Annotated in this window: 16 protein-coding genes; 9 read left to right on the top strand and 7 right to left on the bottom strand. The window is 68.4% G+C overall.

Annotated elements, in window-relative coordinates; genetic code table 11:
* The first annotated feature begins 146 nt into the window (after positions 1-146).
* Positions 147-632, top strand: a complete 486-nt coding sequence (locus ACWEO7_RS31635; protein WP_452428672.1) for a hypothetical protein — start codon at positions 147-149, stop codon at positions 630-632.
* 54 nt (positions 633-686) lie between these two features.
* Here ACWEO7_RS31635 and ACWEO7_RS31630 read toward each other — a convergent pair whose 3' ends face one another.
* Positions 687-953, bottom strand: coding sequence for a replication protein RepB (locus ACWEO7_RS31630; RefSeq protein ID WP_452428670.1), 267 nt, complete (start codon positions 951-953; stop codon positions 687-689).
* 85 nt (positions 954-1,038) lie between these two features.
* Here ACWEO7_RS31630 and ACWEO7_RS31625 point away from each other — a divergent pair, with 85 nt between their 5' ends.
* Complete coding sequence (locus ACWEO7_RS31625; RefSeq protein WP_452428668.1) at positions 1,039-1,191, top strand: hypothetical protein; 153 nt, start codon at positions 1,039-1,041, stop codon at positions 1,189-1,191.
* A gap of 137 nt (positions 1,192-1,328) precedes the next feature.
* Here the strand turns inward: ACWEO7_RS31625 and ACWEO7_RS31620 are convergent, their stop codons facing one another.
* Both ACWEO7_RS31620 and ACWEO7_RS31615 read right to left on the bottom strand, forming a co-directional pair.
* On the bottom strand, positions 1,329-2,156 hold the full coding sequence (locus tag ACWEO7_RS31620; protein WP_452428667.1) for a hypothetical protein: 828 nt from the start codon (positions 2,154-2,156) through the stop codon (positions 1,329-1,331).
* A 137-nt stretch (positions 2,157-2,293) separates the two neighbouring features.
* Positions 2,294-2,713 carry a hypothetical protein gene (locus ACWEO7_RS31615; protein WP_452428665.1) on the bottom strand — a complete coding sequence of 140 codons (420 nt, stop codon included), beginning with the start codon at positions 2,711-2,713 and terminating at the stop codon, positions 2,294-2,296.
* Between the two features lie 442 nt (positions 2,714-3,155).
* Between ACWEO7_RS31615 and ACWEO7_RS31610 the strand changes: the two genes are divergently transcribed.
* Positions 3,156-3,791, top strand: coding sequence for a hypothetical protein (locus ACWEO7_RS31610; protein ID WP_452428663.1), 636 nt, complete (start codon positions 3,156-3,158; stop codon positions 3,789-3,791).
* Positions 3,792-3,847: 56 nt separating this feature from the next.
* On the opposite strand, the gene ACWEO7_RS31605 is transcribed toward ACWEO7_RS31610, so the two are convergent.
* The 4 genes from ACWEO7_RS31605 to ACWEO7_RS31590 all read right to left on the bottom strand — a co-directional run bounded on the left by ACWEO7_RS31605 (position 3,848) and on the right by ACWEO7_RS31590 (position 8,821).
* Positions 3,848-4,741: a recombinase family protein gene (locus ACWEO7_RS31605; RefSeq protein WP_452428661.1), complete on the bottom strand. Its 894-nt coding sequence runs from the start codon at positions 4,739-4,741 to the stop codon at positions 3,848-3,850.
* Positions 4,742-4,881: 140 nt separating this feature from the next.
* Positions 4,882-6,258, bottom strand: coding sequence for a TniQ family protein (locus ACWEO7_RS31600; RefSeq protein ID WP_452428659.1), 1,377 nt, complete (start codon positions 6,256-6,258; stop codon positions 4,882-4,884).
* Positions 6,255-7,166 carry a TniB family NTP-binding protein gene (locus ACWEO7_RS31595; RefSeq protein ID WP_452428657.1) on the bottom strand — a complete coding sequence of 304 codons (912 nt, stop codon included), beginning with the start codon at positions 7,164-7,166 and terminating at the stop codon, positions 6,255-6,257. The genes ACWEO7_RS31600 and ACWEO7_RS31595 overlap by 4 nt, the downstream gene beginning before the upstream one ends.
* Positions 7,160-8,821, bottom strand: a complete 1,662-nt coding sequence (locus ACWEO7_RS31590; RefSeq protein WP_452428655.1) for a Mu transposase C-terminal domain-containing protein — start codon at positions 8,819-8,821, stop codon at positions 7,160-7,162. The genes ACWEO7_RS31595 and ACWEO7_RS31590 overlap by 7 nt, the downstream gene beginning before the upstream one ends.
* Before the next feature lie 778 nt (positions 8,822-9,599).
* Here ACWEO7_RS31590 and ACWEO7_RS31585 point away from each other — a divergent pair.
* From ACWEO7_RS31585 to ACWEO7_RS31560, 6 genes are all read left to right on the top strand, one after another.
* Positions 9,600-9,890, top strand: a complete 291-nt coding sequence (locus ACWEO7_RS31585) for a hypothetical protein (RefSeq protein WP_452428653.1) — start codon at positions 9,600-9,602, stop codon at positions 9,888-9,890.
* Positions 9,887-10,126, top strand: a complete 240-nt coding sequence (locus tag ACWEO7_RS31580; protein WP_452428651.1) for a hypothetical protein — start codon at positions 9,887-9,889, stop codon at positions 10,124-10,126. Before ACWEO7_RS31585 ends, ACWEO7_RS31580 begins: the two co-directional genes overlap by 4 nt.
* A gap of 111 nt (positions 10,127-10,237) precedes the next feature.
* Positions 10,238-11,020 (top strand): hypothetical protein, encoded by a 783-nt coding sequence (locus ACWEO7_RS31575; protein WP_452428649.1) that lies wholly within the window; start codon positions 10,238-10,240, stop codon positions 11,018-11,020.
* A 26-nt stretch (positions 11,021-11,046) separates the two neighbouring features.
* Positions 11,047-11,193 carry a hypothetical protein gene (locus ACWEO7_RS31570; protein ID WP_280246691.1) on the top strand — a complete coding sequence of 49 codons (147 nt, stop codon included), beginning with the start codon at positions 11,047-11,049 and terminating at the stop codon, positions 11,191-11,193.
* Entirely contained in the window at positions 11,193-11,705 is a 513-nt protein-coding gene (locus tag ACWEO7_RS31565) for a hypothetical protein (protein WP_452428647.1), read from the top strand. Before ACWEO7_RS31570 ends, ACWEO7_RS31565 begins: the two co-directional genes overlap by 1 nt.
* A gap of 5 nt (positions 11,706-11,710) precedes the next feature.
* Complete coding sequence (locus ACWEO7_RS31560) at positions 11,711-12,112, top strand: hypothetical protein (RefSeq protein ID WP_452428645.1); 402 nt, start codon at positions 11,711-11,713, stop codon at positions 12,110-12,112.
* Positions 12,113-12,148: the final 36 nt, after the last annotated feature.

Raw genomic sequence — 12,148 nt, 5'->3', positions numbered from 1 at the left:
CCCAAAATGACTCCCGTGCTGGTCGAGCGGGCCCAGCGCATGTACGACTCGAAGACCTTCACCATGGCCGAGATCGCGGCCACCTGCGGCGTCAGCCCCATGACCATCTACCGCCACATCCGCACCGACCCAGCGAGCGCAACCCCATGAGCGACACCTTCACCCTCACGATCACCGACACCGACACCGGGCACACCCGCCTGGCCGCCGTCGTGCACGTCGATGCCACTGGTACCCACCTGGTCACGGTCCGCACCCCCACGTCCGGACAGCAGGTGCCCCAGGCCTTGGCCGAGCTGGATTTCGCGGACCTGATCCGCACCGCGGCCGCACCCCGATCACCGGACCCCACACCCCCGGCATCGACAGCATCCGGCGGCAGCGCCAGTACCCGGGCTACCGCACCCACCTCGACCGTCGCTGCCCGGGTGCACCGGCAGCCCCCCGAAATCCCGCCGCTACCCTCGGATTTCGGGGTCAACTACTGGCGGTTGGGATCGATTGCCAAGGTCGCACGCCACTACGACGTGCCCCACCGCATCGCCCAAGGATGGATCAAAGCCCTACAGCACCAAGGGAAACTGGCCAACCCATGGCCCGTGAAGAAAACCCGACCACTACGACCACGCTGATAGGCGGGCTTATCGGCGGTCAGAAACCGCACAAGCGTTCGAGTCCGGGACGGGTTACGCGGACTTCGCCTCAGCGGGAACCGGCGTCCGGAGCAGTGCCGACACCGACCCGATCCCGACGCCCAGCTCGTCGGCGATCTGGCGGTAGGTCGCGCCCTCGCTGCGCATCTGCTGGGCCCGCCGCCGCTTCTCGAGCGCTCGAGACTCGTAGTCGGCGCGCGGTTCCGCGACGATCCGGCGGATCGTGCGGTCCGATGCGCCCCACTTCTCAGCCAGTTCGCGAGCGGCTTTTGTGCGCCGGACAGGGTTCTTTGCCGCCATGTTGTGCTTCCCCCGTTTTCTCGGAGATGATGTTCCCCGGGTGCCGACCCCGACCAGCGGAATACGCATCTTGGGCGTACCCCACATGGTCGTACCCACCGACCTACCACCGCTGGACTCCGACGGATCCAAACGAACCCGCCACGGCGAAGAAGTCCGTGTCACCACCGCCGATCTCCCGGCACTCGTGCAGTGGATTCCCTCACTGCAAAACCACATCAACGAACTCACGACCTGACCGCACCTGACCGACCCCACGCCAGCCTCACTGAACAGGACTTCGAACATCACTGAAGGCGACTTCGAAAACTGACACCGGCTGGATGCTGGATCTGGAGCCACGGGCGCTGTTCGTCTCGCGTACCTGACCTTGCCCTAGTCCCGGGTGATGGTGCGATCGAACAACACCCAGTCGGCAGGTATCATTTCTGCGGGTACGGCGCCTTTCGACACACGCACACGCAGCTGCTCGCCCGTCGCCTCGGCAGCCAGCGATCCGCCCCACTTCTTCAGATCCTTGTGCTGCGAGGCCACCTGCACCGCGTCGGTCACCAACGAACGCACCCGATCCGCACCGAACCCCGGAGCCAGCGCGGCCAACTGCTCAGGCAGCGAGTCGGCTACCTCACCGAGACGCTTGCGATCCCCCAGAAGCCGCATCGACCACGACGGATCCGTCCCATTCCCCGGATCTCTCCACTCGAACTCGCCGAACTTCTCACCACCCCAGACATCATGCAATATCCCTCCCTCGGGTATCCGAAGCGATTCGACCCACCCGCTGACCACGGAGCCGGCGGCACTGCGCTGCGTCGTCAAATCCAGGCGGACCCCGTCTTTGCCCGAGGCTTTCAGACCGTAGTTCACCGGCAGCGCGGCGACACCGGCGGCAGCGGGGTCGCTCAGCAGCCCCGCCACCGTTTCATGGACGTGCTGTGCGGACATGCCCGGCGAGAACATCGCCGACGACCTCGGCGACGGGGCGACCGGCTCATACCCACCTGCTGGTGGCCCTCCGGGACCGGACCGCTGCTCGATCTGGAGTCGACCTTGCAGGTCTTGTTCGGGCATCGTCTTGCCCGCGAACTCCTCAACGGTTTCCCCTGTCTGCCGAATCGGCTTTCCCGCCGCATGGGCGGCGTCGGGGATGACATCCCTGGACAGTGGCTCGACCACACGCTTACGGAACCATTTGCCGACCACGAGACCACACCTCACTCGGAAAACTGCTGGACGATAGGATGATTTGTCTTGACAGCGCTGCCCATGACGGTGACTTGGGGAGTCGGCATTTCGGAGCGCCGCGCCGTCGGTCGGTGCACTCGCGCGGGCGCCGGTCGTTACATGAGCGCATAGACCGACAGCGTGATGACGAGGCTGCTGACGACTGCGCTGGCGACTTCCACGGCGAGGTAGCCGCCGGAATAGGTTCCCTGCATCCACAGCGCCCACACCGGCGCGCAGACGCGTAATGCCGCGAAGAGGACGGCCAGTGTCAGCGCCCCGGTCAGTCCGTTCATCGGCAGTAACGGATGCAACCACGCGTATCCGATGGTCATGACGTAGGCCTCGAGCTGGGTGCCCAGGAAATGCGTGGTGAACCTGCGCGGACCCGGGCGGTTGCTCTGTCCGGCGACGTTGGTTCTCTGGTGGTGGGTATGGATACGCGCCACCCACGGGTTCGAGTAGAAGACCACCATTGCGGCAGTGCTGACCAATCCCGCGACCAAGCCCCACACGACAATCTTTATGGCGAGCATCTTCCCCGTTCCGATGGTTCATCACGCGACCACGCCCACGCATAGCTGCGGTGACACGGTCTCCTCCGCAGCCGAGGCCGGTCTCCTTGCCAGCGCAACACGACCCCATAGCGGCGGGTTCGGGATCGCAGCCCGGTAACCGTATCGGCGTGACGCTGGCCAGGTCACCGCCCAGTTCCCCAGAACTGGCGGCTGCCTGGTCCGGGTGATGTGACCGTTCGGTTTCAGACGGGGTGCTGCGAACGCTCATGTCTCCTCCGCGCGTACGGATTCGTTGGTGGGTGGTCACGCTCGGCCGCCGCATCATCGGTCGAATCGAACCACGGCGGGCGCGGGCCGCCTCGTGGCATTGTCAGCAGTGGCCATGACCTCGCGCCGCCACCGGCCTACAGTGGGAGCCTCCGCAGGGCGCTGCCGGTATCACCGAAGAGGAACCGCAAGCATGAGTGAAGGACCACAGCACTGGCTGTACACCTCATCTGGCGAACACCAAGTTGTCGTTCTGAAGAAAACTCCTGTCGTGTCCTATCCCTTCGGGGCACAGCCGGAATCGTCATCCAACGACAGCAGCGCTACAGACGCCTCGACTACCGCCGCTCGTGTCTCGGTAGGAGACCCGAGAATCATGCATACACGGCCGAGTCTGTCAGCACAGGTGGATGCGGCTGCTGGTGAACAGAACGACACGCAGGACGCGCCCGCGGCAGACACCAGCTCGCCATTGATGCCTTTTGGGCGCACCGACGATCCCCACTCCGCACCATCTGCCGCGTCCGCGAACAATCCCGCATGCGCTGTTGAACCCATGCCGCAGGCACAAGCCCTCGCGCAGGTGCGCAAGCACATCCTCACCCGCGATTCCGGCACCGATAACACCTGCCCGGGAAGGTTGGCAGCGAAGCGTTTCAGTGTCGGCTGGATCGTGCACACACCCGCAGTCGGGAACCAGAGCACCACCTCGATCTACTACGTCGCCGACGACGGAGAACTCGAAGAAACCTCACCCGCAGCCGACCCATCCGCCTACGTCAAATCCGTCGAACAGCGATTCTGGCAACGCCAGGCCCTGTTCGGATAAACCGGAACCCTGGGGACTTGGCCCGAGCCGCAAAGTAGATACTGGCCGGGTTGGGGTCAGTCTTCGGTTCCCGCTGAGTCTTCGGTTCCCACTGAGTCTGCGGTGCGGCGGTCGTGGTCGCGGAGCATGCGCAGGACGGTGGCTGGGGAGGGGTGTTGGCCTTTCTTCTTGCCTTTGGTGATGACGAGGCGGGCGGCGATGTCGCGCAGGCTGAGTCCTTGGGCGCTCAGGTGCAGGGCGTGGGAGAGCATGTCGTCGCCTACGACGGTGGCTCCGCCGATGGTTTTGCCGCGTTTGCGGGCGGATTCGTGGCCTTCGAGGGTGCGGTCGCGGATGTATTCGCGTTCCATTCCGGATAGTGCTGCGAGCACGGTGAACACGATCCCGGATGGGTCGTGTTGTCCTTGCAGCTCGCCGGTGAGGAATTCCAGGCCGATGCCGGATGCCTTGAGCTGTTCGGCGAGTGCGGCTAGTTCGATGCCGCGGCCGAGCCGTTTGTGCTCGTGGACCACTACGGTGACCGCGATACCGGCCACGCGCATCTCTTGAGCGAGAGCGACCGCGGCGTCCAGTTCGGGGCGGTGGGTGACGCGGGTGGAGATCTTCTCGGAGAACACCCGGGTAACGCCGGCGGCGGCCAGGGAGTCGAGTTGGGTGTCGAGGGACTGGCGGTTGGTGGAGGCGCGGGCGTAGCCGATGCGGACGTGCCCGCCCGTGGCGGCGCTGGCTGCTATAGGGCGGGGCAGTTCGATCCAAGCCGAGCCAGGCTTGCGGATGGCTGGGGTTGAAACGTTGAGTGTCTTGGACAGGGAAGGCACGAGCCGGAACCGGGCGGTGTGGTACTGACTGGCGACCTTGCCCCGCCCGGTCCGGCACGGTGACCCGGCCGGGGCGGTGCACGACGACATCGGGCAGTCATTGGCTTCCACACTCAGGAACTCGGCGCTCACCCGTCGTATCGTTTCATGGGAGTGTTTCAACGGTCCACGCAGTTGGAACGACCTATGAAACGCGTGATGCCCTGCACGGCGCTTCCGGGCGGCGCCGTTTCACAGGCGATCACCTATGAAACAGTCGGAGCGGGTTGCGGTCACGGCTCCAGCCGGGCGCGCAGCTGCGCGAGGTCCTCGGGAGTGAACAGCTCCGCCGCCGGGCCCTCGGCGGCGCGCAACGGGGATTCGTCGCTGAATTCGGTGATCGCGCGGGCGATCTCGCCGGGGTCGTGTCCGTAGAGGATCAGCATGGCCTCGGTTTCGGCGCGGGTCCGCACGAAATCCGGTGGCATGCCCGCATCCCGGATCAGCACATCGCGCTCGCGCTCGAGATTGGCCGGGCTCGGATCGGAGCGGATGAGGAAGGCCAGCACCTGGCGCGCGCTCTCGGGGTCGGTGCGCACCGCGTGGGCGAGTTCGTCGACGCGCGCGCGGAACTGGGCGGGGCGGCGCAGGCATCGGGTGTCGTCGACGAGCCGGAGGCGGGACGCGGCGATATCACGGTCCGGGGGCGGCTCGCCGGGGTGGTTGTGCTGCTGCGGGGCGGCCAGCAGCGCGGCGAGCGAGCCGCGCGGGCGGATGCGCCCGCGCGCGGCCAGATCCAGCGCGACCGCGGCTGCGGTGAGCAGGTCTTGCTGGTGCGGCCAGGGCAGCCGTTCGTAGGGCTGCCACAGCCGCACTCCGGCGCGGGGTTCGACCTCGGCGGCCTCCCACACCTGCGCGAGTGTCCGCGCTGCTTCGGCGCGCACGCCGTTCGGCGACAAGCTCAGCTCGTCGAGCAGAGTCCGCAGCAGCCGGAACCACACCCCGGCGTGCACGCACCGGCCCGGCAAGGCCACCGCGCGGGTGGTGAGCGCTTGGTGGGTGTAGTTCTCCAGTGTCGCAAAGGGTTCGGGGATCGGGATCGGCACGACATCGAGCCCGGCGACCTCGACCCGCAGCAGCTCCTCGCGCCAGAACAGGCGGCGCCGGTGCAGGGTGCAGCCCACGGCCAGCGGCAGGCCCCAGATCCAGGACCGGCGCGGCTCGGGTTCTGCGATGCACAGCGGGCAGGACCGCTCCATCCTGGTCGCGGGCATCCAGGGGCCACGCCAGCTGCGGCGGCCGACTATCTCGAACCGGGTGGCCTCGCCGGGAGCGAGCAGCACCGAGTACTGGCGCACGTAGGTGTAGAAGGTCTGCTCGGCGTAGCGCTCGGGCATCGGCACGCTGTCGAACAACAACGGCACCCATGCGGGCATCGTCATCGGCCCCAGTCGTTCCGTTGGCACGCCGCTGGCCCGCGACACCGCGCCCAGCAGGCCCGGGGGCGGGTCCTCGTCGAGCAGGTCCGGGTTCTGGCAGAAGGCGGCGAACTGCGGGCCCAGCAGATCATCCAGCCTCACCCCGTAGATCGCGGCGATGCGCGCGAGCCACGACGACAGCGATTCCAGCTCCCCCGGCGCCGGGTGCAGCGGCCACCGCGCTCGATTCATGCCAGTTCGCGTTCGAACGTCCGGCGCCGCTCGGTCGGGCCGGCGTACCCCGCCGCGAGCAGGGTGCGCTGGTTGATCGCTTCCTCACCGCTCTCGATCGCCACGACCGCGGCCTCGGCGAGCAGCGCGGCGAGTTCGCCGATCGTGCCCTCGCAGCGGGTCAGCAGGTAGCTGGCGGTCTCGGTGCTCGCGATCGGCGAGGGCCGCCGCAGCGGGAACGCCGCCGCGAAGCTGGCCAGCAGCGCAGCGGTCTCGCTGTCGGGTTCCCAGCGCGGCAACGCCAGCGGCGCGAACCGGTTCTCGAGCTGATCGTCGGAGCGGATCGCCAAGTAGGCGTCGCGGATTCCGACCCCGACCAGCGGGATACGCAGCGAATTGCCCAGGAACCGCAGCAGGTTCAGGAATTCGCGGCGCACGTGGGTGCGCCCGCCGAGCACGTTGTGCAGCTCGTCGATCACCAGCATCCGCACCCCGCACTCGCGGCACAGCCGCAGCACCAGGTCCTCGACATCGGCCAGCCGCCGCGCCCGCGGCCGCACCGGCGCACCCAATGCCGACAGCAGCGCGACATAGAAGCGCAGCACGCTAGGTTCCGAGGGCATCTGCACCGCCAGCACCGGGATCTCCTCGCGCTCGGCATGCGAGATCGGGGGATGGTCGCGGCGGAACTTCTCGATGATCATCGACTTGCCGTTGTTGGTCGGCCCGATCAGCAGCAGATTCGGCATCCGCTGCTTGGACGGCATCGCCAGCAGCTGCTCGAGCTGGGCCAAGGTCTCGGTGGCGCGGGTGTAGCCGATCCAGCGATCCGCGCGCACGTGCCGCACCCGCTCGGCGTCCGGGAACAGCGCCACCCGCTGCGCCGAGGGGTGCAGATGCGACAGATCCACCGGCTGCCCGATCACCATTGCTCGATCACCTCGAACGGGCGCGCGAGCACCGGCGCGTCATCGACCGGCGGTGGCGGCGGCGGAGCCGGGGTGCGGGTCCGCGCCCGAACGGCAGTGTGACGCTGGGTGTTTCGGCGGGCCTTGCGGCTGGTCGTGGCGGCGGTGTCGGTGATGGCGCGCATCTGTTCGACCATCGAGAACAAGGCGTTCTCGTCGATCTCGGCGCGGCCCTGCTCGCGCAGGCGGGTCACCGCGGCGCTGTGTTCCCACACGCTGATCGCCGGGCGCGACCAGGTGCGATACGGAACCTCCAGGTAGTCGCCGGTGTCGGGGTGCAGCACCCAGATCCGGGAGATATCGCGCGGGTCGCGGCGCAGCACGAACCGGCCCCAGCCCTCGCGGCGAGCGATCAACGGGCGCAGCACGTCGGCGTAGTACTGCACGTGATCGACGGTGAACCCGGTGCGGGTCAGTGTCCGGCGGATCACCGGCAAGAAGTCGACCAGGAACGCGGTCTCGTTGGTCACCGTGCGCGGGGTGCCCTGCTCGGCGGCGCGTTCGGCCCACACCCCCGCCGGGGTCCGCCCGCGCAGATGCTCGTGCGGTTCGCCGTGATAGCAGGCCACCGCCAGGGCCATCCACCGTTGCAGCTCGCCCAGGGTGAGAACGGCGTTGGCGTCGCTGTCGTAGTCGCCGCGTTCGCCGATGTTGGAGAAGGTGGTGCCGGGCAGCTCGTGCAGCATCGTCATCATGGTGCCGATCAACCGTTCCACCACACCGCCGAAGTGCGGCTGGCCCGGTGGCCGGTAGTCGACGTCGATGCCGTGCTGCTCGCACCCGCGGCGCAGGGCCTCGCTTTTGAACTCCGCGGCGTTGTCGACATACAGCTGTGCGGGTTTCCCGGCCATCGGCCACACCGCCGCGACTTCGAGGCGTTCGAGCCACGCGCGTTTGTCGATCGCCATGTGTGCCAAGCACAGTCCGACCGAGGTCGCAGACGGCGCTTCCAAGGTCACCACCAGCCCTGGCACGCATCGGGTGGCCTCGTCGATCGCCGCGGTCACATACGGGCGTCCGATCGGCAGCCGATGGACATCGTCGACGACGATCACATCGGCGGGGGTGTGATCGATCTGGACGCGTTCGAGCAGGCCCTGCACCGGCACCGGCAGGCCGCCGGCCGCGCGCCGGGAGCGCGCCGCGTCGCGGCCGTGGCGGGCGGTGACGGTCTCGACCGGGTCCAGGCGGTTGATGCGCCGGGTCACCGCCGACCGCGACGGCGGGTCGAGTCCGGCGATGCGGCATTCGCGGGTGATCTCGCGGCAGATCGCGGCCACCGAGCGTTTCTGCCTGGTCAGATACCGCGACCGCAGCACCTTGCGCACGACCGCTTCCACGTCCTCGCCCAGTCGGGCGCCGCCGCGGCCGCCGGATGAGCGGCGCGGCAGCATATCCGAGGCCACACCCTCGCCCTCGCGCCAGCGTTTGACCAGCGCGTACACCTGCCGCTGGGTCACCCCGAGCCGTTCGGCGGCCTGGTCGGCGGCCGCGAGGCTGACATGGTCGAGCTCGGCCAGCGGGCCGATGACCCGGGCGCGCTGCACCGCCAGCTGCCAGCGCGGTTCGTCGGCGCTCACGACACCGCGCTCGGGCAAAGACGAATCCTCAGCCATCCCGCAACCCCTCGTGCTGAAGATGAGTACGAGTTGAATGAACGGTACTGCGGGCGACTGCGGGACACGCCGGTGTTCGTAGTCCTGTTCAGCCGCAGACGAATTCGCAGGTCAGCACTGAAGACGACTTCGAACATTCACAGCCGGGTCGCGGGCGCTTGCTCGGGTGGGGCGAGGTTGAGCACGAGGCCACCCCGGCGGCGGATGGTGTGCTGAATGTAGGGGTGATGGTGGCCAGGTCGTCGCGATCGACCCACTGACATCAAGCGGGAAAATCTACTGACATGTACTGGGAAAACCCCAGTTCAAACCACTGACAATCTCGCGGGAACTCGCAGCTTGCTCGGGTGGGGCGAGGTTGAGCACGAGGCCACCCCGGCGGCGGATGGTGTGCTGAATGTAGGGGTGATGGCGGCCAGGTCGTCGCGATCGACCCACTGACATCAAGCGGGAAAATCTACTGACATGTACTGAGAAAACCCCAGTTCAAACCACTGACAATCTCGCGGGAACTCGCACCCTGAACATGACTTCGAACATCACTGAAGCCGACTTCGGAAACCGACAATAGATCTATTTCACTCTTGGTGCCCACTTCCGGGAAAAGCTTCAGGTTGACGTCCGATAATGCGGATTAACGGACGTCAATTGCTCAAATGCCCTGCTCGTGCCCACTTTTGGGTTACGATTCACCCGGTGACCGGGCCGGATGCGTCGGCGGTCACCGCTACGCTGGGACGAATCCGCTGCTCCGCCACCATGTCAGGGGGACCCGACCGTGACCGATCGACACCCGAGCGCGCCCGACGGCGCCGTGCCCGGGGAACTGCCGCCCCCACTCCTCATCGTCGACTCCGACTCCCAGGCCAACTTCGTCGGCGACGAGATGTGGTACATGACATCAGCTCCCGTTGATCGTCACAGTGACGATTCCCCGGCGACCGGTACGCCGGCCGCGGACCGGGCTCGGAAGGTCGTGCCCCAGCGTGCCACCGACCTGCCACCGATCGGCCGCGACCGCGATACAGACTTCCCGCGCCTGCGAACCGCGAAGGACGATCCCGCGTGAGCACCGATCGCGACCAGATCGCCGCCGACCGGCGCCGCCGCGCCGACGAGGAAGCGACCGAGCGGGCGCTCCACGCGCTACGCGACCGTCCGGAGTACCGCGAGCGCCTGGATATCGCTCACGCCCTCGAGCGGGCCGCGTTCTCCGCGAGCGCGGTCGGGATGCAGTTGGGTGCCTGGGCCGCGCGCGGTGACTGGGCCACCCTGACCGAAGAAGGCCGCACCCGCGCGGGGTGAGCGCGCCCTCTCCGACCTCGACGCCGCCCTCGCCGAACTCGCCGCGGTGCGCGAGCGCCTGGCCGCCGCCGTCACCGCGAACAACCGCCAGCAGCGGGAGGGCGATCCGGCATGAGTGACCCGACCACGCCCGCCCCGAACCCGGTGACACCCACTGAAGCACGCCCGCCGTATCGGATCGTCGACGCCCGCAATGTCGGCTGGATCGTGCAGGACGAGACCACCCAGGCGTACCGGTCCTTCGACCCGACCGCCGCGGTCACCGATCGTGTCGTCGTCGCGCGCCTGGCCGACATCGCCGCCGAGCACGGCCCGATCCGCCCGGTCGAGCCCTGCACCGACGCCGACGCCGCCGAACTGCGCGCCGCGTTCGAGCTGGCTGGCCGCAAGGCCGTGGCCTCGCTCGCCTCCGCGGTCGAGATGATCCATTACGAGGCACGCACCCGGTTCGGGCCGTGGGATGCCGACCCCGCCGCGACCGCCGCCTACGCCGAGCGCACCCTGATAGCCGGGCGGCCCGGCTCCTGGGAGTCGGAGCTGCTGAGCGAACTGTGGATCTTCGGCAGCGAGTTGAACCTGTTCCCGCGCACCGGCAGCGGTGACGTCGCCGCCATGCGGCGCACCGGCCCGAACACCCGCCGGGTGCACGTGGAGGCGCGGGATCGGATCGCGGCGGTGCTGCGCCGGTGGACCAGCGCGCAGGACCGGTACACCGAACTCGCCGAAAACCTCGCCCGCATCGTCTCCTCTTACGCCGACGACCGTCACGGCGCCGAGGGCTGGCGCAAGATCGCCGATCAATGGCTGCAACCCGACGCCCGCCTCCCGGCCGCGGCCGCCGAACCGTGCTACCGGCTGCTGTACTCCCAATCGGCGCACTACCACCCGTACTGACCCACCACCGGCACTTGGAGATCAGCATGACCGACCCCACAACCGTCCCTGTACCCCACGATCCGACGCTCACTGCGCGGATGTCCCGCGCCGCGCGGCCCCGGCACCTGCCGTTGCGCAACCCCAGCGCGTCCCCGCTGCACGCGCTGTGCCTCGCCGAGGGCCGCGCCTGATGACGATCACCTCCACCGAGGAGCTGCGCGGCTGGCTCGATGCCGGGGCCGTGTTGAGAGGCAACGACTTCGACGCCGCCGCGATCGGCCTGCTGGACTTCGCGGGCCTGCTCGACCGCCGCGACGTCCGCGCGCACGTACAGATCGAAACCGTGCCCGACCGCAACGGCCGCGACGTGCGCGCCGCCTGGATCGACTGGCCCGCGCTGGCCGACGTCCAGAAGATCGGCACGCTCGGCGGCGCGCAGCACCGGCTGCTGCGGCTGGCCCTCAGCATCGCCCACGTCACTCCGATCAACCTGCACGGCGCGCTGTCGGACCTCGGGCACGCGCACGCCCGCGCGGTCCTCGCCGCCGTGGTGCGCGCGCTGGGCCTAGCAGAGGACGTCGAAATCACCGACAGCGCCGCCTATCTCGCACGCCGCCGCGCCCACGAGGACGCGGTGCACGAACTGCTGGCCGACCGCGGGCTCGACGCCGACGGCGAGCCGACCATCGACGCGAGGAGCTGACCGACATGCCCCTGTCCGGCGACCCGTCCGTCCCCGAGCCGCTGCGCGTCCTGCGCGAGGAGGGTTTCCCCGACCCGCTGGCCCCACCCACCGACGAGGCGCGCGCCGCGCGGCGCACCGACCTGCGTTCCCGCGCCCGCACGGTGCGCGCGCACGGCTGGGACAACTACCGATACACCTGGAGCACCGGCGAAGTCCTCGCCGTCGCACTGCTACTCGACGACCGCGAGATCCTGGCCGAGTGCGATGAAACCCGCGACAGCGTTCTGCGCCGGTGGGCCTACGACCTCTACGGCATGCGTGGCGGCCGCGCCGACGTGCAGGCCGGTTGCCCGCAGACCAGCGCCTGGTTCCGCGATACCGCCACCGAATTGGACACTGCCGCAACGCGAGACCGCACGTCATGACCCACTCCGAGCGCGCTGTGCTCCCCACACTCCAGA

Source organism: Nocardia sp. NPDC004260 (assembly GCF_053603155.1).
This window is presented reverse-complemented; position numbering and strand designations above follow the sequence as displayed.